Source organism: Chryseobacterium oleae (assembly GCF_900115055.1).
Classification (GTDB): domain Bacteria; phylum Bacteroidota; class Bacteroidia; order Flavobacteriales; family Weeksellaceae; genus Chryseobacterium; species Chryseobacterium oleae.
In genome coordinates this window covers 172,276-198,037 of sequence record NZ_FOVD01000007.1, presented here as the reverse complement: position 1 = coordinate 198,037, position 25,762 = coordinate 172,276, and the positions used below count along the sequence as shown (strand labels likewise).

The window sequence follows — 25,762 nt, the reverse complement described above, 5'->3', positions numbered from 1 at the left end:
GGAATTTTTCATGGGTCTTTTTTTATGACTTATTTTTTCACTGTGAAATGAAGTATAAAAAAGAAAATTAATACTATATTCGATAAAAATAAAGAAATGAAGAAGTTTTATTCCCTTGTTTATCTGCTTGTTGCAGCGTTGGTTTTCGGGCAGATCAATTATACCGTTACTCCCAGTCCGTTCAATGAAACGGATGCGGTTACCCTAACCATTCCGGGAGATCAGATCGATGAATCAGCCTGGAATGTTTCAAATAATGCCATCTACATTTGGTCATGGTCATTTGATACCAATTATCAGAACAGCCAGGATTGTCCTACCAATGGAAGCTGGAACAGTTCCAGTGATCTGAATAAACTCACTTACAATTCAGCTGCAGATACCTATTCCTTAACCATGACTCCAACAGCTTTTTTCGGAAGAACGGGAATCGGGAGGTTTGGATTTCTGCTAAAAGATAAAACGGGCTCCCATCAGACCTCCCCGGATATTTTTGTTAATGTTGGTCTTTTAAATTTAACGCTGACCAACCCGGCAGCGAATAGCCTGACTACAATTCCGGCAGGAACGTCTGTTAATATTACAGCGACGACTAATGTAGATGCGACGTTTCAGTTAAAGGCAAACGGAACAGTTGTGAATACTGCATCTGCTCCTTCACAATCTTACACCTATAGCTATACGGTGACTCAGGATGCCAACATGGAACTGATTGCTACTGATATAAATTCCAACTCAAAGAACGCTGCTTTCCTGCTGCAGATTCCCAGGACTGTAGTTTCAGAAACTATTCCCGGCTGGATCAGACAGGGGATTAATTATCATTCTTCAGACCAGACGAAAGTGGGACTTGCCCTGTACGCGCCTCATAAAAATTTTGTGCACGTTATCGGAAGTTTTAATAACTGGGCGGTAAATGATGCTTATTTAATGAAAAGAGATACCGCGAATCCTGATCTTTACTGGATTGAATTAAATGGCCTGACTCCACAACAGTTATATACTTTCCAGTACAGAACCAATGATCTTAAAAAAGTGGCGGATCCTTATTCACCGCAGATTTTATCGTCCTATGATGATCAGTGGATTTCAAGCACAACCTATCCCAATTTACCTCCATTTCCTGCAGGTCAGGGCTTTGAAGTTTCAACCTTTAAAACCGGTCAGACTCCTTACAGCTGGCAGGTGACCAATTTTCAGAGACCGGCAAAGGAAGATTTGGTGGTGTATGAATTATTACTGAGAGATTTTACACAAGAAAAAAACTGGCAGTCACTCATCAATAAGATTTCCTATTTGAAAAACTTAAACATCAATGCCATTGAACTGCTTCCGATTATGGAATTTGAAGGCAACTTATCCTGGGGTTATAACACATCTTTTCACTATGCGCTGGATAAAGCGTACGGAACGCCTGAAAAATTCAAAGAATTTGTAGATCTATGCCACCAGAACGGAATCGCTGTTATTTTAGATATCGCCTTTAATCATGCAACAGGACGCTCTCCACTGGCCAGACTGTGGAATATAGATCCTGATGGAGATGGTTTCGGGGAGATTGCAGCCAACAATCCTTATTTCAATCAGGTTCCCAAGCATTCCTATAATGTATTCAATGATTTTAACCACACAAGTCCTTCAACTCAATATTACGTTGAAAGAAGTCTTCAGCAATGGCTGACTGAATATCATATCGATGGATTCCGTTGGGATTTAACGAAAGGTTTTACCCAAAACTGTTCAGAAAATGATGAAGCCTGTACCAATGCTTACCAGCAGGACAGAGTAGATATTATGAAACATTATGCAGACAGGCAGTGGGCCATAGATCCTAATTCTTATATGATTTTCGAACATTTGGGAACAGATGCGGAAGAGCAGCAGTGGGCGAACTACAGAGTTGCTGAAGGAAAAGGCGTAATGCTGTGGAATAAGCAGACTGATCCATACAATCAAAACACGATGGGGTACGCAGAGAACAGCAATTATGACAGAATGAATCACTCCCTTCACGGCTTTACCAATATGCATGCTGTAGGATATGGAGAAAGTCACGATGAAGAAAGACTGATGTTCAAGAACCTTGCGTACGGAGCGGTGAACGGAGGCTACAATGTCACCAATCTGAACACGGCTCTTGAAAGAATGAAGACATTCGGGGCGACCTTCTTTACCATTCCAGGCCCGAAAATGATCTGGCAGTTTGGAGAACTGGGGTATGAATTCAGTATCAACCGTTGTGCAGACGGAAGCATCAACAGCGGTTGCCGTACAGATGAAAAGCCTGTTGCCTTCACATTGGGCTATGATACCAATGCAAACAGAAAAGCGGTTTATGATACCTGGGCTAAAATTATCAATATAAGAAAGACTTATCCCGTTTTCAAGTCAAAAACCTATACGATAGAATCAAATAACCTGACCAATGATCCGCAAGGTCTTATTACAAGGATCTATGTGTACGATAATACCATAAACGGAATGAAAAATGTGGTGGTTCTTGCCAATTACAGCACTTCGGCGCAGAATGTAGTCCCTTATTTTCCATACGCAGGGCAATGGCAAAACTTAATGGATCAATCCATCTCAAATTTTGCTTCTACAACAGCTCCGGTTATGCTGCAGCCGGGAGAGTTCAGGATTTTTGGAAATTACACAGGAGCATTGTTAACAATGGATGTGAATGCTGCCAACAAATTATCCCTTCAGATTGCAGATAATCCTGTGAAAAACGGCTCTGCAAAATTAATTTACCATAAAGCGAAGAACGGAGAGATCGTCATTTTTGATTTGAGTGGTAAAAGAATGGATTCATTTAAATTAAATCAGGAAAACGGAACCTATGAACTCAAAGCGGATTACCCACCGGGAACCTATCTCGTTCATCTCCGCTCTGAAACAGGTACAGCCATTCAGAAGATGATCATTCAATAATAAAAACAAAAGGGGTAATGAAAATTATCCCTTTTTATTTTTTTAGACCCCTAATTTCTCAGATGTACATACATGATTGAATCAAAATTAATATTCATCTATAAATTATACTGAATAAAACAACCTTAATAAAGTGCAAACATCTGTGTGCATCTGAGAAATCTGTGGTTAATTTAAATTATTTTTCGGATCATTATTTCAGCGATTCCTCTTTTGGTCAATTAAAAATATTAGTCTACTTTTGCAGTAGATTTATCAAGAAAGGTGGAGGGATTTGGCCCTATGAAACCTTAGCAACCTGCACGTCTCTAAAAAGTGTAAAGGTGCTAATTCCAGCCCGTTGCGGGGAAGATGAGCAAAAGTCACTATTCTGACAGCAATTCCATTTCTTGAAGTCTTTTTTATTAACTGCGGATCAGGTCTGCGGAAGCATTTTATTATTAATTTACAAGAACGAAAGATGAAAAAATTAAGTCTGTCTGTGATACTCCTGGGAGCTGTTTTGGTGAATGCACAGGAGCAGGAGAAAGGAACTCAGATCGAAGACGTGGTAATCGTAGGAAACCGGAATGCCAAAAGAACAAAACTGGAAACCCCGGTTCCCGTAGACATTATCAATATAGAAAAGCTGCAGAGATCTGCTCCTCAGACTACCGTTCAGGACCTTCTAAACTATGTGATACCATCATTTAATGCCGTGCGACAATCTGCTTCAGATGGTACGGAACATATCGATCCGGTGACTTTAAGAGGAATGGGGCCTGACCAGGTTTTGGTGCTGATCAACGGCAAAAGAAGACACAGTACTTCATTAGTCAATTATCAAAATACGGTAGGAAACGGGTCTGTAGGAACGGATTTAAGTACCATTCCTGTGATTGCTATCGACAGGATTGAAGTGTTAAGAGATGGAGCCGCCGCTCAGTACGGTTCAGATGCAATCGCAGGAGTGGTGAATATTATTCTCAAAAAAGACATCGGAGCATCAGCTTCTGCGTCCTACGGAATCAGTGGGAGAAATGATGGGGAAACCTATCAGGCAGGAATCAATTACGGATCTTCTTTGGGTAAAAAAGACAGCTATGTGAATCTTTCACTACAGCTGAGTCACCGGGGAAAGACAACAAGAACTCAAAATCATGATCTTGACATCTTCGGGGAAAATTTTGCCTATGAATTTGCAGATGACCCGGAAGGAGCGAGGGCACTTGATGATCAGAAATTAATAGAAAGAGGGCTTACCCGTGATGATTTTAATTTTCAGATTGGCGATGCACAGATCAGACAGGCACAGTTATTTTTTAACTCCGAATATCCGTTAAGTGAAAGCCTGAAACTCTATTCTTTCGGAGGTTTCAGTATTAAAGAAGGAAAAGGGTTTGGCTTCAGAAGACTTCCAAGTGAAACATCCAATGTGGTGTCTTCTATTTATCCCAACGGCTTCCAGGCTTCTCTGGGCTCGCAGGTTTATGATTTTTCATATGCTGTAGGCGCAAAATACAATGTGAATAACTGGTTCGTTGATTTAAGCAACACATTCGGAAGCAATACATTCAATTACAATGTTAATAATACGAACAACGCTTCATTAGGCGCAAAGTCTCCCACCAGTTTTTATGCCGGGGCGCACAGTTTTCTTCAAAATACGGTTAATCTTGATGTTTCTAAAAACCTGAATAAGTTTAATATCGCATTTGGTGGAGAATTCCGTTTTGAACAGTATGAGATCAAGCCGGGAGATGAAGCATCTTATACACGCTATGACATCAATGGAAATCCGGCCGTTCCGGGTTCTACAGTGGAAGGAAATGGAGGTTCACAGTCGTTTATCGGTTTTTCACCGGATAATGCTGTAAAAAAATCAAGACATTCAGCGGCGGTGTATGCCGATGTTTCTTATGATATCGCTAAAAAGTTCAATATAGACCTGGCCGGAAGATTTGAAAATTATTCAGATTTTGGAAATACCTTGAATGGAAAACTGGCGGTGAGGTATGAGTTTGTAAAAAACTATGCGGTACGGGCGGCTGTGGGAACAGGTTTCAGAGCACCTTCTCTTCAGCAGCAGTATTTTAATAATTCCTACGCAGATATTTCTACTTCAGGATCGGGAATTGTGACCAAAGGAATTTTCAGGAACGACAGTGATGCGGCAAAAGCACTCGGATTTGATCAATTAAAACAGGAAACTTCTGTAAATGCCAGTGCAGGATTTACACTGAAACCTGCCAACAGATTGTTTATAACCATTGATGGATATTGGATCAAAGTAAAGGATAGAATTGTCATCACGAGTAATATCGAAGATCCCAGACTGGCTCAGTACAATGTAGAGAGCGGAAGATTCTTTGCGAATGCCATTGATACTGAGACAAAAGGAGTTGATGTTGTGGTCACTTACGACTGGAAACTCGGCGGCGGAAATTTGAATATCAACTTAGCAGGAAATTACACAGAAACGAAGATCAAAGATTTCCATTTTCCTGAAAAGCTCGTGCCTACGCAGGATCAGTTTTTCGGCCCGGATCAGATCAACATCATAGAAACCCTTTCACCCAAGACAAAAGCTTCACTGGGACTGAATTATGGCATTGGAAAATTCAATTTCATGGTAAGAAATACGTATTTTGGTCAGGTCATCAGAGACGGTTATCCGTTCGGAAAAGTACAGAACTTCTCTCCAAAGGTGGTAACGGATGTGAGCGTGGGATATGACATAACGAAAACCATCAACCTGACCGTCGGAGCCAATAATGTATTTGATGTTTTCCCGGATCTTCAGATCTATGCGAATTCTTACTATGGTGTGTTTAAATACGCGCCGGTTCAGATGGGAACGCTGGGGAATTACTTCTTCGGAAGGCTTAATTTTAATTTTTAACAGATCAATGAGTACTTCTACACACCAGATCGGCTGGAAAACCGCTGCTGCTATCGTCGTTTCCAATATGATTGGGACGGGGATATTTACCACTTTAGGTTTTCAGCTGTCTGATATTACCAATACCTACAGCATTTTCCTGTTGTGGATCATTGGCGGGATTCTCGCTTTGTTCGGGGCATTTTGCTACGCGGAGCTTGGATCCTATTTCAAAGGAAACGGGGGAGATTATATTTACCTCAAAGAAACTTATCATCCTGTTTTCGGATATCTGGTCAGCTGGATCTCCCTGATTATCGGATTTTCTGCACCGGTTGCTCTGGCTGCCCTGGCGATGTCAAAATACCTCTCAGCTTTTAATTACACTTTTGGAAACGGTTTTGCGATCGGATTCATATTTCTGGTGGCTGCGACATTATCATTCAGCCTGAAGACTTCGAGCAGGTTTCATAATTTTTTCACCTTTATCAAAATTGCTTTTATCATTGTTCTGGTCATCCTTGGTGTTGTACTTCCGGGATCTGCGGCAGGAAACAGTCTGGAATTTGGAAACAGCTGGCAGGATGAAATCATGCTTCCCGCTTTTGCCACCTCGTTGGTTTTTGTCACTTATTCTTACACAGGTTGGAATTCTGCATCATACATCGCAGGAGAAATAAAACAAGTTCAGAAGAACCTTCCCAGGGCTTTGATTGTGGGAACGGTATTCGTAACGGTAAGTTATCTTCTGGTCAATTTTATTATGCTGAAACATGCGCCTGTAAGTCAGATGGCCGGAAAAGAAGATGTGATGGGTGAAGCAGCCGGAAATATGTTGGGAATCGGTTTCGGAAAAATCGTCAACATTTTTATTGCCCTGCAGCTGATTGCGACGATCAGTGGTTATTTATGGGTAGGATCAAGGCTGACGCAGGCGTTTGCGAAAGAAAATCATTTGTGGAGATCACTGGCTGTTAATAATAAAAAGGGAATTCCGGTGAGAGCCATTTTTGCCCATGCAGTGATAGCTTCGGTGATTATCCTGACGGGAAGTTTTAAAGAGATCTTTGTTTATACCGCATTTATTCTACAACTGTTCGCCAGCCTCTCTATTTCTACGGTTTTCTTCCTTAAAAAAGATCAACGGAAAATTTTTAAATCCAATCTGTTTTATGTATTTCCGGCCGTTTTTCTGCTTTTCAGCATCTATATTCTCTATTTTACCCTCATCCATAATCCTAAAGAAAGCATCATTGGACTGGGGATTGTAGCGTTTGGACTTGTTTTATATGTTGTTGATAAAAAGTTTTTTAAAAAGCCATCTGAATAATAATTCAATAGAACAGGTTATTCGGTTTTAAGCTAAAACAGCATTTAATTATCTTAAAAATATCATAAACCTAAATGGTTCAAAAAATTATGCTGATTTGATTGTATAAAGGAATTTTAATTTGAATTAATAATTCTTATCTTTGCACTCTCAAAAATTGCAGAATGTCTAAATCATTAATTCCAAAACTAGAAGCTATTAAACAAAGATATAATGAGGTTGCAGACCTTATTATACAGCCTGATATCATTTCAGATCAAAAAAAATATTCTTCTCTGAACAAAGAATACAGTGATTTGGGAAAGATTGTAAGAGTATATGATCAGTATAAAGGTGCTTTAGATAATATTGCAGAATCTGATGAAATCATCGCGGATGGTTCAGACAGAGACCTTGTAGACCTGGCTAAAGAAGAAAAAATGGAAGCTCAGGCTAAACTTCCGGGACTGGAAGAAGAGCTGAAAGTTTTACTGATTCCTAAAGATCCTGCAGACGACAAAAACATCATTGTGGAATTGCGTGCCGGTACCGGTGGTGATGAAGCGGCTATTTTTGTGGAAGATATTTACAGAATGTACAGCATGTACTTCAAAACAAAAGGCTGGAGACATGAAGTAACGGATTCTAATGAAGCAGCAAAAGGCTACAAAGAACTGATCATGAAGGTGGAAGGAGAAGGCGTTTACGGAATTATGAAATTCGAGTCCGGAGTTCACCGTGTACAGCGTGTTCCTGAAACGGAATCTCAGGGTAGAGTTCATACCTCTGCGATTACAATTGCCGTATTACCGGAAGCAGAAGAAGTGGATTTTGAACTGAATCCTGCCGATATTGAAATGCAGACATCCCGTTCAGGTGGAGCCGGAGGTCAGAACGTAAACAAAGTTGAAACGAAAGTTCAGTTGACGCACAAACCTTCAGGAATGGTGGTTGTTTGTCAGCAGGCACGTTCGCAGCTGGCTAACCGTGAATTGGCAATGGAAATGTTGAGAACCAAACTATACGACATCGAATTGCAGAAAGTTCAGGGTGATATTGCAGCACAACGTAAATCAATGGTTTCCACCGGTGACCGTTCTGCAAAGATCAAAACCTATAACTATCCTCAGGGAAGGGTGACAGATCACAGGATCAACAAATCCATGTATAATCTGGATGCCTATATGAACGGAGATATCTCTGAAATGATTGATGCCGTGATCATGGCAGAAAACGCAGAGAAAATGAAGGGAGAAGAAGAGAATTATTAAAAACAGATATATCAATCAGGCTCTTGAATTTCAAGAGCTTTTTTTTGCTTTAAATTCAGCATATTAAAAAACTACCCTATGAAAGGAACGATGAGAATTGTATTTCTGATGCTGCTGTTGTGTATTCAGAATCTGTCCGCACAAATGGATGCTGTGAAACCGGAGCACGTATTCGGGATGTATTTTAATACTTTTGTAAAACAGGATGAACGTGCGCTTCAACAGCTTAATGAATATCTTGTACCATTCCTCGGAGCAGAAAATACGTATACAATAGACATGAACAAATCTTTTAATGATGAGGTTCAAAATCTTACCGAAAGTTTCCTTGCCCATCTTCCAAAAGAGACGGCAGCCGGATGCAGGCCAGAAGCGCGAGAATATTTCAGGGCTCTTTTAAACAATGTAAAGAATACCGGATACGTTGTGAAAAATATAAAAGAAGTCAAAAATGAATATGCAGATAACAGTTGGGTGACAGAACTTAGCGTGGATCTCAGTTTTCCTGTTCCTGCAAACGTTTCTGCGTTAAAACTTGAAGAGGCCAAAAAAATGACTGCAGAAGATTTGAAGAGCTATTTGAAAAACAAAACGAAAGCTTTTGCAAAATCAGAGAAGAAAACTACAGTACAGCAGACCTTTAAACTATATCAGGTTAAAAAAGAAGGGAATACCTATTACTGGAATGGCGGCCCGCAGGAGTTAGTCTGGAAGCTGAATGATTCCTATTTTAAAAGCTTAAATCATTAAAAAACTAAATATCAATATGAAAAATTTTAAGATTATTATATTGCTGATGCTGGCTGTTCTAAGTCAGAATCTGATGGCGCAGACCGAGGTGAAAAAACCGTCGGAAGTCTTTGAAATGTACTTTGGTACTTTCGTGAACAATGATACCGCTGTTCTGAATAAACTAAACGATTATTTAAGACCAACTGTAGAAGGGGAAACGGCTTACCAGGTTGATTTTAATACTGTATCGCTGGAAATGATGAAAGAAAGCACTGATCATTTTTTATCCGTTTTTTCCAAAGAAACTGCTGATGCCTGCAGAAAAGAAGCAGAAGGATACTTTAGTGCGATGATGGAGAATTTCAAAAAAGGAAAACTTACTGTAAAAGATGTGAAAATAGTCCAGAATGAACATGTTGAAGATCAAAAAATTGCAGAGGTGAGTTATTCTGTAAGTTTCAAGGTTCCTGCAAAATTTTCCGATATTCCATCTGGTGACATTAAAAATGTAAAGCCTGAAGAGCTGAAAAAATACCTGCTTCAAAGCGTAAGAGATTTCAAAACTGCTGATAAAACGGTAGTTACAGACCAGAAGTTTAGTCTGTATCAGTTGAATGAAGATGGAAAAACATACTATTGGAATGGCGGTCCTGATGAAATAGTTTCAGGGTTAACCGATTTTTACTTTGAAAGTTTCGGATCTAAATAACGATCTGTAGAAAATATTTCTATATTAAAAGCTCTGGTTTCAGGGCTTTTTTTTATTTCGTATACTTTACGTATTTTTGAGAAAACCCTTGATTATGAATTTTAAACCTCTTTTATTAACCGCTGGAGTCTTGTTTTCAGCAACTTTTTATGCTCAAAAAATGAATTATCCTAATGCCATAAAAGGAAGTCAGACAGATACCTATTTCGGTACTGCAGTGGCTGACCCTTTCAGAGATCTTGAAAATGATTCTGATGCTACAAAAAAATGGGTAGATGATGAAGTAGCCTACAGCCAGAACTATCTGTCTAAAATTCCGTTCAGAAATAAGATCAAGGATCAGCTGAGAGATATCTGGAATTATGAAAAAATTTCAGCACCTTTCAAAGAGGGAGATTACACCTATTATTACAAAAATGACGGCCTTCAGGCGCAGTCTGTCCTATACAGAACAAACAATAAGACCAAAGCAACGGAAATCTTTTTAGATCCGAATAAATTTTCAGAAAAAGGAACCACTTCACTTTCCAATCTGTCATTCAACAAAAAAGGAAACCTGGCTGCCTATTCCATTTCTGAAGGCGGAAGCGACTGGAACAAGATCATCATCATCGATGCGATCACTAAAAAGCAGATCGATGAAACACTTGTTGATGTAAAATTCAGTGGAATTTCATGGCAGGGTGATGACGGATTCTATTATTCAAGCTACGATAAGCCAAAAGAAGGAACCGTACTTTCCGGAATGACGGATAAACATAAAGTGTTTTTCCATAAATTAGGAACAAAACAGTCTGCAGATCAATTGATTTTCGGAGGTGATAAAACGCCTAGAAGATATCTTGGAGCCGGTGTTTCCGAAGACCAGAGATACCTGATTATTTCTGCTGCCAATGCTACGAATGGAAATGAATTGTACATCAAAGACCTGAAGAAAGGCGGTGATTTTGTACAGATCAACAAAGGCTTTGATATCAATGTCAATATTGTGGATACGGATGGTGATAATCTTTTTATTTTTACTGATAAAGATGCTCCTAATATGCGTCTTGTAAAAACAAGCATTGCCAATCCTTCCCCTGAAACCTGGAAAGATGTCATTCCACAAACAGACAATGTTTTGGGAATTTCTTCAGGTGGTGGATATTTCTTTGCCACTTACATGGTGGATGCTATCGACCAGGTAAAACAGTTTGATAAGGCCGGAAAACTGGTAAGAGAAATTACACTTCCGGGAAAAGGAAATATTGGCGGTTTTGGTGGTAAAGAAGAAGAAAAAGAGCTTTATTTCTCTTTCAGCAACTATATCACACCGGGAACTACATATAAATTTAATGCAGATTCAGGAAAATCGGAAGTGTATCAGAAGCCGAAAGTGAAATTCAATCCGGATGATTACGTTTCTGAGCAGGTATTCTATACTTCAAAAGACGGTACGAAAGTTCCTATGATGATCAACTATAAAAAAGGAACCAAGCTTAATGGTAAAAATCCTACGATTCTTTACTCTTACGGTGGATTCAACATCAGTCTGCAGCCTTCATTCTCTGTAGTGAATGCCATCTGGATGGAAAACGGAGGAATTTATGCCGTACCGAATATCAGAGGTGGTGGTGAATATGGTAAAAAATGGCATGATGCGGGTACGAAGACTCAAAAGAAAAATGTTTTCGAAGATTTCATTGCTGCAGGAGAATATTTACAGAAGAAAGGCTATACGTCAAAAGAATATATGGCGCTGTCCGGAAGATCAAACGGAGGGCTTCTTGTAGGTGCTACCATGACGATGCGTCCTGATCTTGCTAAAGTAGCTTTCCCGGGTGTAGGCGTTCTGGATATGCTGAGATACAATAAGTTCACTGCCGGAGCAGGCTGGTCTTATGACTACGGAACGGCGGAAGACAGCAAAGAAATGTTTGAGTATCTTAAATCCTATTCTCCCGTTCATAATGTGAAAAAAGGAACATGCTATCCATCCACAATGATCATTACCAGTGATCATGATGACAGGGTAGTTCCTGCGCATTCATTCAAATTCGGAGCAGAACTTCAGGAAAAACAAGGATGCAAAAATCCTATTTTACTAAGAATTGAGAAAAATGCAGGTCATGGTGCAGGAAGAGCCACTGAACAAGTAATCAGTGAAAATGCGGACCTTATTTCATTTGCTTTATATGAAATGGGAATTAATAAATAGTTATCAATAACAAAAAATAAACCAAAATGGCTAATTTTATTAAAATTAGCCATTTTTTTTGATGGTACTATGCATTAAATTGTTACTTTTGTTCTGGATATTTAAAATTTATTAATTCTATTCATGTAGTTCAGTTATGAAAAAAAGAATTTTACTAGTTTGTGCATTGGCCGGCAGTTTGGCGAGCCTTAATGCACAGAGGTGGTCACCTGCCTCACAAAAAACTTCTGAAATCAGAAAAGAAGTTGAAGTTCAGTACTCTTATAAAGTGGATCTTTCTTCACTGAGAGATCTGTTAAAAGATGCAGTAGAAACAGGTAAAGGAGCAAAATCTGTTGTTGTTTCTCTTCCTACAGTGGAGGGAAAAATTGAGAAATTTGCGGTATACAGCGACCCTGTTGTTGTACAGTCTTTAGCAGACAGATATCAGTTAGGTTCTTATGTAGGAGTAGGGGTAGATGATCCTTCCAAATACATCAGATTCAGTGTGGCTCCAACAGAGATGCAGTCTATGATCATCAAGGATGGTGTATTCCAGTTCATTGAGCCGATCAGTACAGATAAGCAGACTTACGGAGTATTCTACAAAACGAAGAGAACAGCAAGCGATCACGGATTTGAGTGCTCTACGGAAGAAAAAGAAATCATTAAAGATATCAAGTCGTTGGAAGCTAACGGAAAGAAAAATCTTTCTAACGTAGGAATTACGCACAGAGCTCCAATTACAAAATACAGAACATACAGACTGGCACTTTCTACTACCGGGGAATACACAAAGAAATTTGACCCTGCAGGAGGAATTGTAAATACATTGGTGCAGATGAATGCTACCATGACCCGTGTAAACGGTATTTTTGAAAAAGAATTCGGTATTAAAGCCATCATTCAGGATCTTCCGGGGATCATATTCCTGGATCCTGCAGCAGATCCATATACCAACAACCTAAACCTTCAGCTTCAGCAGACTTTAACTTCTCAGGTAGGTAATGCCAATTACGACATGGGACACGTATTTCATGCTGTGGGAGGAAACGGAAACGCTGGTTCTATCGGATCAACTTGTGTGAACCCTGCTACTGCTACGAGCTTAGCTAAGGGATCTGCCTTTACTCAGAATTCAGACCCTACAGGAGATCTTTTTGATATTGATTATGCTGCTCACGAAATGGGACACCAGTTGGGAGCTAACCATACATTCTCTCACGTTTCAGAAGGTTCAGGTGTAAATATTGAACCTGGTGGAGGTACAACGATCATGGGATATGCAGGAATTACAGGAGATAACGTACAGAATACTACTGATGCTTACTTCCATTATTCTTCTATTAACCAGATCTTGAACAGCCTGGATAGCAAGACTACTTGTGGTACTTCAGAAACGATTACAACAAATACTGCCCCTGTAATTGCCCCACTTACAGCTTACAGCATTCCTAAGGGAACTGCGTATTATCTGGAGGCTTCTGCTACAGATGCTGACGCTATCAAGTATGCATGGGAACAGTATGACAGTGTTGATTCTTACAATTCTATCTCTGGAGACAGCGGATGGGGTTATAGTGCACAGGGAGCTTTAACAAGATCTTATTTCGGAACAGCTAGCGGAAGAAGATATTTCCCAAGCTTACCATTAGTAATGAGCGGTGTTTTAACTAATAAAACGGTTGCTGGAGCTGCTACAACGCCAAGTTGGGAAACTGTATCTTACGTTCCTAGAACTTTACATTATGCAGTGACTGTAAGAGATGAGAACGTAGCAAGACCTATGCTTTCTTCTTCTGAAACTACGGTTACCGTTGGAAATGACGGACCTTTTAAATTCTCAGGACTTACAGCTTCTTCAGTGCTATATAATAATGCATCCAATACAATTACATGGGATGTTGCCAATACCAATGCAGCACCGTATAATGCACCTAATGTAAAAATTGAATATACTACAGATCTTGTAAACGGAGCAACGTGGACAGAATTGGTAGCTTCTACTCCAAATACAGGAAGCTATACTGCTCAGATGCCTGCATCCCTAACAGGTGCTGTGAAATTGAGAGTTTCTGCTATCGGAAATGTATTCTTTGCAGTATCTCCGCAAGTAACTGTAGGAACTGCTCCTACTTCTACTACGGCTGCACCTACAGGTGTTGCTGCTATAAAATCTGAAATTTTCAAAACGACAGCGAGAGTATCTTGGAACAGCGTTCCGGGTGCAACATATTCAATCAACTACAGAAAAGTAGGTACAACAAACTGGTCAAATGCAACCAGCCCTACAAACTCAGTGGTGTTGAACACTCTTGAAGATGAAACAAATTACGAAGTACAGGTTGCTGCTGTAGTAAACACAGTTCCTGGAGCATTCTCTAGTAACTATGCTTTCAAGACTAAAGGTCTTACAACAGGAGTAGATTACTGTTTGATGACAACTGGAGGAAACAGTTTTGCAAGCTTTAGCTATAACAGTGGTCTGGCTCAGATGAATGTAGCTAACTTAGCCTTTTCAGATTTAACTTACAAAAACATTTTCAGCACCTATAGAGACTATAGTGAAGATGCAACTAAGGTGATCAATTTGACAAAAGGAACACAATACACATTGTCTTATTTCAATGTAGGTAACGGAACAGTTACTTATAATGACAATATGGAAGTGTGGATTGACTTTAACAGAAACGGAGTTTTTGAAGCGTCAGAAAAAGTAGGATCTGTAGCTACTGTTCCACCGGCTAGTAATGGTCAGTATACAGGAAACTTTACATTTACCGTTCCGGCTACAGCTTATGCGGGTGATAAGCTTTTAAGAATGAGAGTAGCCAATACGTTCTTTAACAAAGCTACCGGACCATGTGGATACCCTTCTGTTCCTGTAAACGGAGGAGGAGTTATTTCTCAAGGTTCATTTAAAGATTTCTCTGTAAAAATCACAAGCGGATTGGCAGTAGACGATGTAAGCGGACCAAAAACATCTGAAGTTTCTATCTATCCAAACCCTGCAGATACTTTCGTGGAAGTGAAGAACCTGAAAGGAAAAGCTGACTACAGCATCTTCAGTGCAGACGGAAGATTAGTTCAGCAAGGTCAGACAGATGGTAACAACAGAATTAATGTTGCTTCACTGATCAAAGGAATGTATGTGATCACTCTTAAAGATGACAAAAACACATACAATACTAAACTTATCAAAAAATAATAAGTAAGTATATCTATAATAAAGACCGGGCATTTGTCCGGTCTTTTTTTTGACCTAAAATTCACGAAAACTGAATGTTAACATAAGTTTCATGTTTCGTTCAAAAAAATTAACTTTACGCTGACAAAAATTATTGGAATGCGAAAGACAATTTCTGTGAAAAAACCGGATTTTAACGTAGACCCTCTGGAAAGAGAGATCTATAATTTTGAAAAAGACGGATTAGAGTTAAAATCATCTTACACCCAAAAAGATGTAAAAAATGAATCTTTAACACAGACTTCTCCAGGAACTGCTCCTTATCTCAGAGGTCCGTATTCCACCATGTATGTACAGAAACCATGGACGGTGAGACAGTACGCCGGTTTCTCCACCGCAGAAGAATCCAATGCATTTTACAGAAGAAATCTAGCCGCAGGGCAGAAGGGACTATCCGTTGCTTTTGACCTCGCCACACACAGAGGATACGATTCTGATCATTCAAGAGTAGTAGGTGATGTTGGTAAAGCCGGAGTAGCCATCGATTCTGTGGAAGACATGAAGATCCTGTTCAATGAGATTCCATTAGATCAGATCTCAGTATCCATGACGATGAACGGGGCTGTGCTTCCTATTTTGTCCTTTTATATTGTAGCTGCTGAAGAGCAGGGTGTAAAACAGGAACTTCTTTCCGGAACCATTCAGAATGATATTTTGAAAGAGTTCATGGTAAGAAATACCTACATCTATCCGCCGGCTCCTTCCATGAAAATCATTGCAGATATCTTCGAGTACACTGCACAGAATATACCTAAATTCAACTCTATTTCCATCTCAGGATATCATATGCAGGAAGCGGGTGCCACTCCGGTACTGGAAATGGCTTACACACTTGCTGACGGTCTTGAATATGTAAGAACAGGAATCAAAGCCGGAATGAATGTAGATGATTTTGCTCCGAGACTTTCATTTTTCTGGGCGATCGGGATGAATCACTTCATGGAAATTGCAAAAATGCGTGCTGCAAGATATATTTGGGCAACGCTTTTAAAACAGTTCAACCCACAGAATGCAAAATCTTTAGCATTAAGAACCCACTCTCAGACTTCAGGATGGTCGCTTACCGAGCAGGAACCATTTAATAATATTACCAGAACGGCTATTGAGGCCCTTTCTTCTGCTTTAGGCGGAACCCAGTCATTGCACACCAATGCCCTGGATGAAGCCATTGCTCTTCCTACCGACTATTCAGCGAAGATTGCAAGAAATACCCAGATTATCCTTCAGCAGGAAAGTGGAATCTGTGATGTGGTAGATCCTATGGGCGGAAGTAACCTTGTGGAAAGCCTTACTCAGCAGATGATCGAGGAAGCGATGAAATACATCGATGAGGTAGAACAGGAGGGAGGAATGACCAAAGCCATTGAGGCCGGAATTCCAAAAATGAGGATTGAAGAAGCTGCAGCCAAAAAACAGGCTAAAATAGACAGCGGGGAAGAATTCATCATTGGTGTGAATTCATTCAGAACGACATTAAAACAGGACGGAATTGAGATCCTGGATATTGATAATACAGAAGTCCGCAGAAAGCAGATCGAAAGACTTGAAAAAATAAAAGCAGAAAGAAATCCTGAAGCCGTTACGGAAATCCTGAACGAAATCCGTGAAAGTGCCAAAACAGGAAACGGAAACCTTCTAGCTTTATGCATCGAAGCCGCAAAAAGAAGAGTAACTCTTGGCGAAATGAGCGATGCCATGGAAGAAACTTTCGGAAGATATAAAGCCAATATCAGAACAATCTCTGGAGTATACGCTATGAATGCCGGGAAAAACGAATATTTTGAAAAAGCCCTTCATCTGACCCAAAAATTTGAAGAAGCAGAAGGCCGTCGTCCAAGAATTATGGTCGCTAAGATGGGGCAGGACGGACACGACAGAGGGGCCAAAGTAGTAGCTACCGCATTTGCAGATATGGGATTTGACGTCGATGTGGCGCCATTGTTCCAGACCCCTGAAGAAGTAGCAAAACAGGCCGTAGAAAATGACATCCACATCCTTGGAGTTTCTTCTCTCGCAGCAGGACATAAGACACTTGTTCCTCAGGTCGTGGAAGAACTTAAGAAGCTTGGAGCTGATGATGTAACGATCGTAGTAGGAGGCGTTATTCCGCAACAGGATTATGAATTCCTGTACGCCAACGGTGCCGATTTTATTTTCGGTCCGGGAACCAACCTTCCGAAATGTGCGGTGGAAATCCTGCAGAAATTCTTAGAAAACTAAAATAAAACTTCACTCGCTGTGCAGATTGGTTGAAAAGTACTAATTTCAGTCCTCCAATCATAAAGTACCGTGAGATGAATTTTAAAAATATAACAAAGCCTGCAGCCAGTAAGATCATTATTGTTGCAGGCTTAATTTTTATAGCTGTGTTTTGTTTCGCGGCAGACTCCGGAAACAGGCCGGTTCAGAAATCTCCGGTACCGGCAGATATCAATTTGGTTAAAAGCCATCTCACAGCCCTTACACAAACCCCTGAATTCAGGAATCACAAAAACATAGATCAGCTGAATGCCATTGCGGATTATATTAAACAGGATTTTAGCAAATACGGGGACAGTACGACCTTTCAGGAATATGATGTTGAGGGTAAGATCTATAAAAACGTCATCACGTCTTTCGGTACGGAACATCAAAAAAGAATCATTATCGGTGCCCATTATGATGTTTGCGGAGATCAGCAGGGAGCAGACGACAATGCTACCGGAGTGACCGCCCTTCTGGAGCTTGCCAGAATGCTTAAGGACCAAAAACTGAATTACAGAATAGATCTTGTAGCCTATACATTAGAAGAACCTCCCTATTTCAGGACTGAAAATATGGGAAGCCACATCCATGCTCAGTATTTAAAAGATAACAACATCGACGTATACGGAATGGCTAGCGTGGAAATGATCGGGTATTTCAAGGATGAAAAGGACTCACAAAGCTATCCGTTAGGGGTTTTATCATGGGTTTATGGGAATAAAGGAGATTTTATAACATTGGTTAAAAAGTTTGGAGCCGGGGATTTTGTAAATAATTTCAGGACTCAGTTTAAAGAAGCCAACCAGATCAAAACAGAAACTTTTACCGCTCCGAAATTTATAAAAGGAACAGATTTTTCGGACCATCTTAACTATTGGAAATTCGGTTATTCTGCCCTCATGATCACAGATACCTCTTTTTTCAGAAACAAAAATTATCATGAGACGACAGATACTGTGGAAACACTGGATCTTCCTAGAATGACCAAAGTAATAGACGGTATTTTTCTGAGTCTGATCCACATGAAGTAAAAAAAATAATTTGATATTCAGAAAAAATATTATATTTGCACCTGAAAATAAAGTTTAACCAATAAAAAAACAACGAAGCAATGTTCAAAACGAATCAAAATTCTTCAGCTGGAGTACCGCTTATGGTGGTAAGGCTTCGTGGTTTGGTATACTCTTAGAATAATAGTACAACGAAATATCAAAACCCGAAGTCGTAAGATTTCGGGTTTTTTATTGCGCAATATCTAAACTCCAGTTTACCCGAAATTTTTTAGTGTCATTTAAGAATAAAATGAAAAGATCACGTACGATCATGTTTCATGCTGTTCAATATCGTAAAACAAATCAACTTAAAATTTAGTTGATCAAGGAATTGTTGTGACTTGTCAGAACTAAATTCTAACATCTCACATCTAATTTCTGTTTCATCACATATGAAACTTATCTTATCAAAAGCAGGAAATATACCGACTGCATTATGTCTGCAACAGAGCTTGCAGCCTATTTTGAGGACTTATAAAGTCCAATATGATTTAAAACAAAAACAATGGGAAATTTAAAACTAAAAGGAAAAGATATATTAAAACTGGGATATCCAAATAATCAAAGCGTCAACGTGGCTTTGGAGGTCATGAAAAGAAATTTTGCAACGAAGAACATTCACCATGTAAAATCTATTTTAAAAGAGGTCCTCCTGAATCCGGAGAACTTTGAAAAAGACCTGACTTTCGGGCAGATTGCAGAATCACTGCTTTCATCCAGAAAAACAGAAAAAAGAATGCTCAACACCCAGCGCGCTTCATTCCAGATCTTTGGAACCAATATTTCGGAAGAAGCCAAAAACCAACTGTATACGGCTTTAAAACTGCCGATTTCAACGCAGGGCGCTCTAATGCCCGATGCACACAGCGGTTACGGATTGCCGATAGGAGGGGTTCTGGCGGTAGAAAACGCAGTAATTCCCTACGGAGTAGGAATGGATATCGGCTGCAGGATGAGCCTCAGTATTTTGGATATACCGGTTTCATATCTGGACGGAGCAAGAGATAAATATGAAAAAGCGCTTGCGGAACATACGAAATTCGGGATGTACGAAACGCATAAATCTCACATAGATCATGAAATCTTTGAGAGAGATACGTTCGATATGATCCCGATTTTAAGAAGATTAAAAGGAAAAGCCATTAAGCAGATGGGCTCATCAGGAGGCGGAAATCATTTCGTGGAATTCGGAGAAGTGGAGATCACGGAAGAAGATGATCAGATCGGGTTGCCGAAAGGAAAATACCTGGGAATACTTTCTCACAGTGGTTCCAGAGGCTTGGGAGCTGAGATTGCGCAATACTACTCAAGGGTAGCTGCAGATCAGTGTCCGCTGCCAAAAGAGGCGCAACAGTTTGCCTGGCTGGATCTGAATACCCATCTCGGTCTGGAATACTGGACGGCGATGAATCTTGCCGGTGACTACGCTTCTGCGTGTCATGATGATATTCACAGAAGGTTGGTAAAAGCTGTCGGTGGAAGGGTAAGAGCCAGGATAGAAAATCACCACAATTTCGCATGGAAGGAAATCCATAACGGAAAAGAAGTGATTGTCCACAGAAAAGGTGCAACACCAGCCAATGAAAATGAATTAGGGATGATTCCCGGATCTATGACGGCAAAAGGTTTTATCGTCCGTGGAAAAGGAAACCCGGATGCTTTGAACTCAGCATCACATGGAGCAGGAAGAGCCCATTCGAGAGGGGAATGCAGGAATCTTTTCACTCAGAATGACATCAAAAAAGAGCTGAAACTGAAGAAAGTCACCTTGATGGGTGGTAATACAGAAGAAGCTCCGATGGCTTATAAAGATATTCACGAAGTGATGAATGCACAGAGTGAATTGGTAGACATTCTCGGAACATTTCAGCCTAGAATTGTGAGAATGGATAAATAATGAAGTTGCTGGTTTATAGTTGTCAGTGAGAAGAACTCTGCTTTCAATTATAAACCTACAACTTTCAACCTTATAGGTTTCAAAGAACCTATAAGGTTTTATAAATAATGATGTTAATAAAGATTCTTATCAGTATTAATCAAAAAAAACAGAAAAAATGGGAGCACCTCATAATATAAAAAGATACGGAGAAGTCTGGCCGGAATTTAGAATCCACCACGGACTTGAAATTTTAAATAAATTAAAGGATAAAGTCATCATATCCGGTGGCTGGGCGTGGCATTTTATGTCAGAAAAAGGACATACGGAATACAAACATGCCCACGACCATAAGGATATTGATATTTTTGTAAAAAAAGAAAATGCCGCAGAAGCGGTCATGGTCATTCAACACGAAGGTTTTCACAAAGTATGGACCCGGTATGATCATCTGCAGAGTGAAGAAAATTTCAGGAGATATGAGAAAACGGTAGAACTCGAAAACGGGAAATCTCATAGAATCACCATAGATTTCTTTGAAAAAAATGATCTCGAAACGATTGTGATAGATGGCTTTACTGTTGTTAAGCCGGATATTTTGCTGACTTTTTACAGAAACATCCATTCCAGTGATAAATGCTGGGCTGTAATGGCTGCCAAAGATTTGCTGGAAAAAGGAATTGACCCTGTTGGTCATCCTAAATTAAATGAAATTCCTAAAGTAGATTAAAATGGAAAAACTCATACAAATAACCTCGGGAAGAGGACCTTTAGAATGCCAGTGGGTGACTGCTAAAGTACTGAAGGCCTTCCTTGAGGAAGTGAAAAACAATACAATAGATTACGAAATTATTCACCGCGAAAATGGTGATGAAAACCTTACTTTGAAGTCCGTAACCCTACTCTTAAAAGCAAAAGAATTGGATGTATTTCTAAAAACATGGTTAGGAAGCATATGCTGGAGCGGAAAAAGTACATTCAGGAAACTGCATAAAAGAAGCAACTGGTTTATCGGTGTTTTCGAGCTGGAAGGGCTGGAGAAAATCAATTTCAATGAAAAAGATATTCAGTTTCAGACTACAAGAAGTCAGGGAAGCGGAGGACAGAATGTGAATAAAGTAAATACAGCGGTTCGGGCAGTTCATGTACCCACCGGAGAAAGTGTATTTGCACAGGATTCGCGGTCGCAGCTGGAGAATAAAAAACTGGCCATTATGCGGTTGAAAGAAAAAGTAACCGGACTTTATATCAAACAGCTTGAAAAAAGAATGCAGGACACGTGGAACAATCATCTGCAGGTGCAGAGAGGAAATCCGGTCCGTACATTTTCAGGAACAGATTTTAAAAAGAATCATCAGGATAAATCCTTTAAAAAGCAACGGAATATCCTGAAACAAGAATTAAAAAACGACAGATATGACCTTAACTAAAAGTAAATATTATTTTGAAGCTCTGGACAATTATCCATACAGCCTTCCGGATTGCCTGGAAGCATTGAATTATGCTTTGTCCTACGATCCCGAAGATGCAGACAGTCTGTGTCTGATGGGAAGAATATACAGTGAAATGCTTACCGATTATGAAAGGGCAAAAATGTATTTTGAAGAAGCCATGCAGTGCAATGTGTCTAATCTCAACACGCCTTTACATTACATCAAATGCCTTTTGGATAATGAGGATCTTGATGAAGCTGAAAAACTCATCAATTATGCGTTAAAAATCAAAGGAATAGATAAATCAAGGATCCTGATCCAAAAATCGTTGTTGTTTGAGATCAGATTTGAATATAAAAAAGCTTTGGAACCTTTGAAAGAAGCTGAAAAATACAGCTATAATCAAGCGATGATTGATTTTTTGAAGAGCAGAACTAAATTTGTCAAAAGCAAAATAGCGAAATCAAAGACGAAAAAGAAAAAATAAACCTCTTTTTACTTAAAACAGAAAAGGCTGTAAATATGGCTTATTCAATACAGAAGGATCTTTTTAAGATCCTTTTTTGTAGCTTTAAGTTATGGAACTGTATTTTGAACTTAAAACCCTTCAGTTAAAGGAAACCTTCTCCATTGCTTACGGAAACTATGACAAAAGAGAAGCCCTGCTGGTGGAATTATCTTATTTGAACGTTAAAGGCTATGGAGAATGTGTGGCCATAGATTATTATCAGATTGACATCAGAAAATTTGTTGTCAGATTAACGAAAATAAAGAGATTACTGGAAAACCAGGCCATCATTCATCCTGCAGAATTTTTCACTTTTCTTTCAACAATGGATTTACATCCTTTTTTATTATCTGCCTTAGATTGTGCCTATTGGGATTTGTTTGGAAAGCTTGAAAATAAGAGTTTTGTCGAATTAAATACGATTCCCTCCCCTAATTTAGTAGAAAGTTCTATTACGATTTCTGTAGCGGACATCAATGACCAGATCGGGAAAATAGAAAAGAGCAGCTGGAACAGATTTAAAGTAAAATGCAAAGGTCTGCATCAGGTTAATATTGAAAAACTGTTGAAATTAGATAGGCATATTGCCTTGGATTCCAATGCCAGTTTTACAGATCAGGATTGTCTTTGGCTTCAGGAAAATGAAAGGACTGCTCGGTTTTCCTATCTTGAACAGCCAAGACCAGTTGGAAATTACAAAATTCTTAATAAAGAAAGTCCGGCCAACTGGATGGCAGATGAAGACTGTCAGTATCTCAAATCCCTTGAAGAGCTGTTGCCATATTACAAAAGTGTCAATATCAAACTGATGAAGTGTGGCGGACTCACTCCAGCGTTGGAAATGATCAGAAAAGCAAAAGAATTGGGCTATAAAATCATGATCGGATGCATGACAGAATCCACCGTTGGTATATCCGCAGGCTGTGTACTGGCAGGTCTTACCGATTTTGCAGATCTGGACGGAGCCAATCTGATCTCCAATGACTATGCCACCGGAAATTGTGTAGAAAACGGAAAAATAATCCTATCCGACAAACCCGGCCTGGGAATCGGTTTGAAAGAGTTGTAAATTCTGAGTTATGAATGATAAGTTTTGCACAGCAATACTCTCCAACTCTCAAACCCCTCCAACGCTATTTTTTATTCACAGAAATCAGATAATCATAAACCATCTGATGCTGCTCATCGTTTAATTTAGCTTTCGGAGCCATTCTGCTTAATGTTTTGATCCATCCCTGATCGTCATGTTTAGCCGGATCAGGGAGTTTGTGACATTTGGCGCATGAATTTTCAAAAATAGTTTTCCCTTGAACCAGTTGTTCAGACGCAGTATACTTCGGTCCGGTGACAGCTGTACTTTTGGGTCCGCATGATACCATAAACACGGCACCTGCCACCATACTTAAGATTATTTTTTTCATACCCATATTTTGATTTGGTGATTATTTTTTCACAGAAACAATATAATCGTAAACCCACTGATGTTGCTCATCGGTCAGTTTCGCTTTTGGTGCCATAGAATTCATGATTCCTACCCACTGTACAGACGTGTGTGCTGTAGGATCCGGGAGTTTGTGGCATCTTCCGCATGCATTTTCAAAGATTGTTTTTCCTTGTGCTATTTGTTCTGCAGTAGAAACGGCAGGCCCTATAGGTCCGGCTGTGGAGGCCTTTGGAGTACAGGAAGCCATTAATAGGCAGATCAATAATGCCGCAGCGGATATTTTTTTCATGTTTCTTAATTTTGATGAATAACAAATGTAGGAATTTCCGCCTCCCGTTGATAAGACAACCTCTAGTTTTAATTTAGAAGAAATAAAATTAATGCCCGTTTATATGGGAGTTTGAAGGTTATTTTTATACTTTTGAATCAATGAAATTTTCTACAGAAGAACTAATTGAAGGAATAAGGTCAGGTAATAAACGCCTGATCGCAAAAGCTATTACATTAGTTGAAAGTAAAAAAGCCGAACACCGAGCTCAGGCAGAAGAGCTTTTGAAGCAGATTATGCCTTTTACAGGAAACTCCATCAGGGTTGGAATCACAGGGGTTCCGGGAGCAGGGAAATCTACTTTCATTGAGAATTTCGGAAGATTGGTGATTGCTAATGGAAAGAAAGTAGCGGTTCTGGCTATTGACCCCAGTTCATCTATTAATAAAGGAAGTATTCTAGGGGATAAAACCAGAATGGAAGAATTGGCCAAGGAGGAAAATGCCTTTATCCGACCTTCCCCGAGTTCAGGATTTCTGGGTGGTGTTGCCAATACCACTTTTGAAACCATGATGATCTGCGAAGCGGCAGGATATGATTATATTCTAATTGAAACAGTTGGAGTAGGACAGTCTGAAGTGCTGGTATCAGATATTACTGATGTGTTTTTATTCCTTAAAATCATTGGCGGAGGAGACGAGTTGCAGGGCATCAAACGGGGCATCATGGAAATGGTAGACGTTATTTTTATCAATAAGGTGGATCAGGACAATCTGCAGAAAGCAAAAAATACAAGACTCGAACTGAAGCGTGCACTGGATTTTATTCCACCCAAAGAAAAAGGCTGGAAAATTCCTGTTTTACTGGGCTCTGCTCTTTACAATGAAGGTCTCGATGAGATTTATACCAAGCTCTATGAATTCATTGATCTTAAAAAGAAAACCGGGCGTTTCAATGAAGTCCGTACCCAGCAGGCAGAAAAGCGTTTTGAATACTGGGTTCAGGAATATATTCTGGCCATGATGAAGAGAAGCAGCTCTGTGGAAGAAGCTTATGTACAGCACAGAAAAAATGCTTCAGAAATGGTTTCTAATCCCAGTACTGAAGCAAAAATATTTGTTGAAAAATTTTTATCTAAAGATTAAAGCTTTTCCTTTTCCTTAGGTTTTTCTTCGTTTTTTGAAACATACCCATCATAAGTAATCGGCTGTCTGTCATTACCTCTCATAGAAACGAAAGCTTTGCCGTTTTTAAAGATTTCAAGATTTATTTCATCGACATTTCTTACATCTTTTGGCTTAATTCTTAAAGTCCAGTTTCCTTTTTTATTTTGGGATTTGCTGATGATGAAATCCTTTGAAGTAAATCTGTAGCTGTTTTTACTTGGATCTCCGTAGCTTGGGTTGAATACTCTTCCGAAATAAGGAAGCACCACTTCCAGATTATCTTTGGCGAGTACAATGGTATAATCCCCATTAAGCTGCAGCATCCTTGTTGATGTGGAATTCGGCATTGAATTCATAACGTTGATCACATCATAGTTGGTTGGATTGGCGCGTTCTGCATAAAAAGTAAGTTCCTCAGAATTTACTAGTGCATCTACTGTTTTGGAATCTAATGAGCCCTGTGATGAACAGCTCTGAAAGAAAAAAAGAAATCCAAAAATAAATATAAGTGAGATATACTTTTTCATAACCAT

The 25,762-nt window shown here is 39.5% G+C and carries 19 protein-coding genes and 1 riboswitch; of the genes, 16 read left to right on the top strand and 3 right to left on the bottom strand.

Annotated features, from left to right (window positions below):
• Positions 1-96: 96 nt before the first annotated feature.
• The 15 genes from BM143_RS19490 (at position 97) to BM143_RS19420 (ending at position 23,420) form a co-directional block, all read left to right on the top strand.
• Complete coding sequence (locus BM143_RS19490) at positions 97-2,934, top strand: alpha-amylase family glycosyl hydrolase (RefSeq protein WP_090026553.1); 2,838 nt, start codon at positions 97-99, stop codon at positions 2,932-2,934.
• Between the two features lie 249 nt (positions 2,935-3,183).
• Positions 3,184-3,292, top strand: a riboswitch (SAM riboswitch).
• A 102-nt stretch (positions 3,293-3,394) separates the two neighbouring features.
• Complete coding sequence (locus BM143_RS19485; protein WP_090026551.1) at positions 3,395-5,815, top strand: TonB-dependent receptor plug domain-containing protein; 2,421 nt, start codon at positions 3,395-3,397, stop codon at positions 5,813-5,815.
• A gap of 7 nt (positions 5,816-5,822) precedes the next feature.
• Positions 5,823-7,124 (top strand): APC family permease, encoded by a 1,302-nt coding sequence (locus BM143_RS19480; protein WP_090026549.1) that lies wholly within the window; start codon positions 5,823-5,825, stop codon positions 7,122-7,124.
• A 164-nt stretch (positions 7,125-7,288) separates the two neighbouring features.
• Positions 7,289-8,374: a peptide chain release factor 1 gene (gene prfA / locus BM143_RS19475; protein WP_090026547.1), complete on the top strand. Its 1,086-nt coding sequence runs from the start codon at positions 7,289-7,291 to the stop codon at positions 8,372-8,374.
• A 78-nt stretch (positions 8,375-8,452) separates the two neighbouring features.
• Complete coding sequence (locus BM143_RS19470) at positions 8,453-9,124, top strand: hypothetical protein (RefSeq protein ID WP_090026545.1); 672 nt, start codon at positions 8,453-8,455, stop codon at positions 9,122-9,124.
• Positions 9,125-9,140: 16 nt separating this feature from the next.
• Complete coding sequence (locus BM143_RS19465) at positions 9,141-9,815, top strand: hypothetical protein (RefSeq protein ID WP_090026543.1); 675 nt, start codon at positions 9,141-9,143, stop codon at positions 9,813-9,815.
• 94 nt (positions 9,816-9,909) lie between these two features.
• A complete protein-coding gene (locus BM143_RS19460; protein WP_090026541.1) occupies positions 9,910-12,012 on the top strand; it encodes a prolyl oligopeptidase family serine peptidase in 2,103 nt (700 codons plus the stop codon).
• A 136-nt stretch (positions 12,013-12,148) separates the two neighbouring features.
• Positions 12,149-15,199, top strand: coding sequence for a reprolysin-like metallopeptidase (locus BM143_RS19455; protein ID WP_090026539.1), 3,051 nt, complete (start codon positions 12,149-12,151; stop codon positions 15,197-15,199).
• Positions 15,200-15,337: 138 nt separating this feature from the next.
• On the top strand, positions 15,338-17,458 hold the full coding sequence (gene scpA, locus BM143_RS19450; RefSeq protein WP_090026538.1) for a methylmalonyl-CoA mutase: 2,121 nt from the start codon (positions 15,338-15,340) through the stop codon (positions 17,456-17,458).
• Between the two features lie 74 nt (positions 17,459-17,532).
• Positions 17,533-18,513 (top strand): M28 family peptidase, encoded by a 981-nt coding sequence (locus BM143_RS19445; protein WP_090026535.1) that lies wholly within the window; start codon positions 17,533-17,535, stop codon positions 18,511-18,513.
• Positions 18,514-19,039: 526 nt separating this feature from the next.
• The gene (locus BM143_RS19440) at positions 19,040-20,431 is read left to right on the top strand and encodes an RtcB family protein (protein ID WP_090026533.1); all 1,392 of its coding nucleotides are present in this window, start codon (positions 19,040-19,042) and stop codon (positions 20,429-20,431) included.
• 157 nt (positions 20,432-20,588) lie between these two features.
• Positions 20,589-21,140 carry a hypothetical protein gene (locus BM143_RS19435; RefSeq protein WP_090026531.1) on the top strand — a complete coding sequence of 184 codons (552 nt, stop codon included), beginning with the start codon at positions 20,589-20,591 and terminating at the stop codon, positions 21,138-21,140.
• Position 21,141: 1 nt separating this feature from the next.
• Positions 21,142-21,840: a peptide chain release factor H gene (prfH, locus tag BM143_RS19430; RefSeq protein ID WP_090026529.1), complete on the top strand. Its 699-nt coding sequence runs from the start codon at positions 21,142-21,144 to the stop codon at positions 21,838-21,840.
• On the top strand, positions 21,827-22,330 hold the full coding sequence (locus BM143_RS19425) for a tetratricopeptide repeat protein (protein WP_090026527.1): 504 nt from the start codon (positions 21,827-21,829) through the stop codon (positions 22,328-22,330). Before prfH ends, BM143_RS19425 begins: the two co-directional genes overlap by 14 nt.
• Positions 22,331-22,421: 91 nt before the next feature.
• Positions 22,422-23,420 carry an enolase C-terminal domain-like protein gene (locus BM143_RS19420; RefSeq protein WP_090026525.1) on the top strand — a complete coding sequence of 333 codons (999 nt, stop codon included), beginning with the start codon at positions 22,422-22,424 and terminating at the stop codon, positions 23,418-23,420.
• Positions 23,421-23,484: 64 nt separating this feature from the next.
• Here the strand turns inward: BM143_RS19420 and BM143_RS19415 are convergent, their stop codons facing one another.
• Entirely contained in the window at positions 23,485-23,772 is a 288-nt protein-coding gene (locus tag BM143_RS19415; protein WP_090026688.1) for a cytochrome C, read from the bottom strand.
• A gap of 21 nt (positions 23,773-23,793) precedes the next feature.
• On the bottom strand, positions 23,794-24,084 hold the full coding sequence (locus BM143_RS19410) for a c-type cytochrome (protein WP_090026523.1): 291 nt from the start codon (positions 24,082-24,084) through the stop codon (positions 23,794-23,796).
• A 140-nt stretch (positions 24,085-24,224) separates the two neighbouring features.
• Between BM143_RS19410 and meaB the strand changes: the two genes are divergently transcribed.
• On the top strand, positions 24,225-25,208 hold the full coding sequence (gene meaB / locus BM143_RS19405; protein ID WP_090026521.1) for a methylmalonyl Co-A mutase-associated GTPase MeaB: 984 nt from the start codon (positions 24,225-24,227) through the stop codon (positions 25,206-25,208).
• Here meaB and BM143_RS19400 read toward each other — a convergent pair.
• Entirely contained in the window at positions 25,205-25,756 is a 552-nt protein-coding gene (locus tag BM143_RS19400; protein ID WP_090026686.1) for a DUF4251 domain-containing protein, read from the bottom strand. The two genes, meaB and BM143_RS19400, sit on opposite strands and share 4 nt — an antisense overlap.
• Between the last annotated feature and the right edge of the window lie 6 nt (positions 25,757-25,762).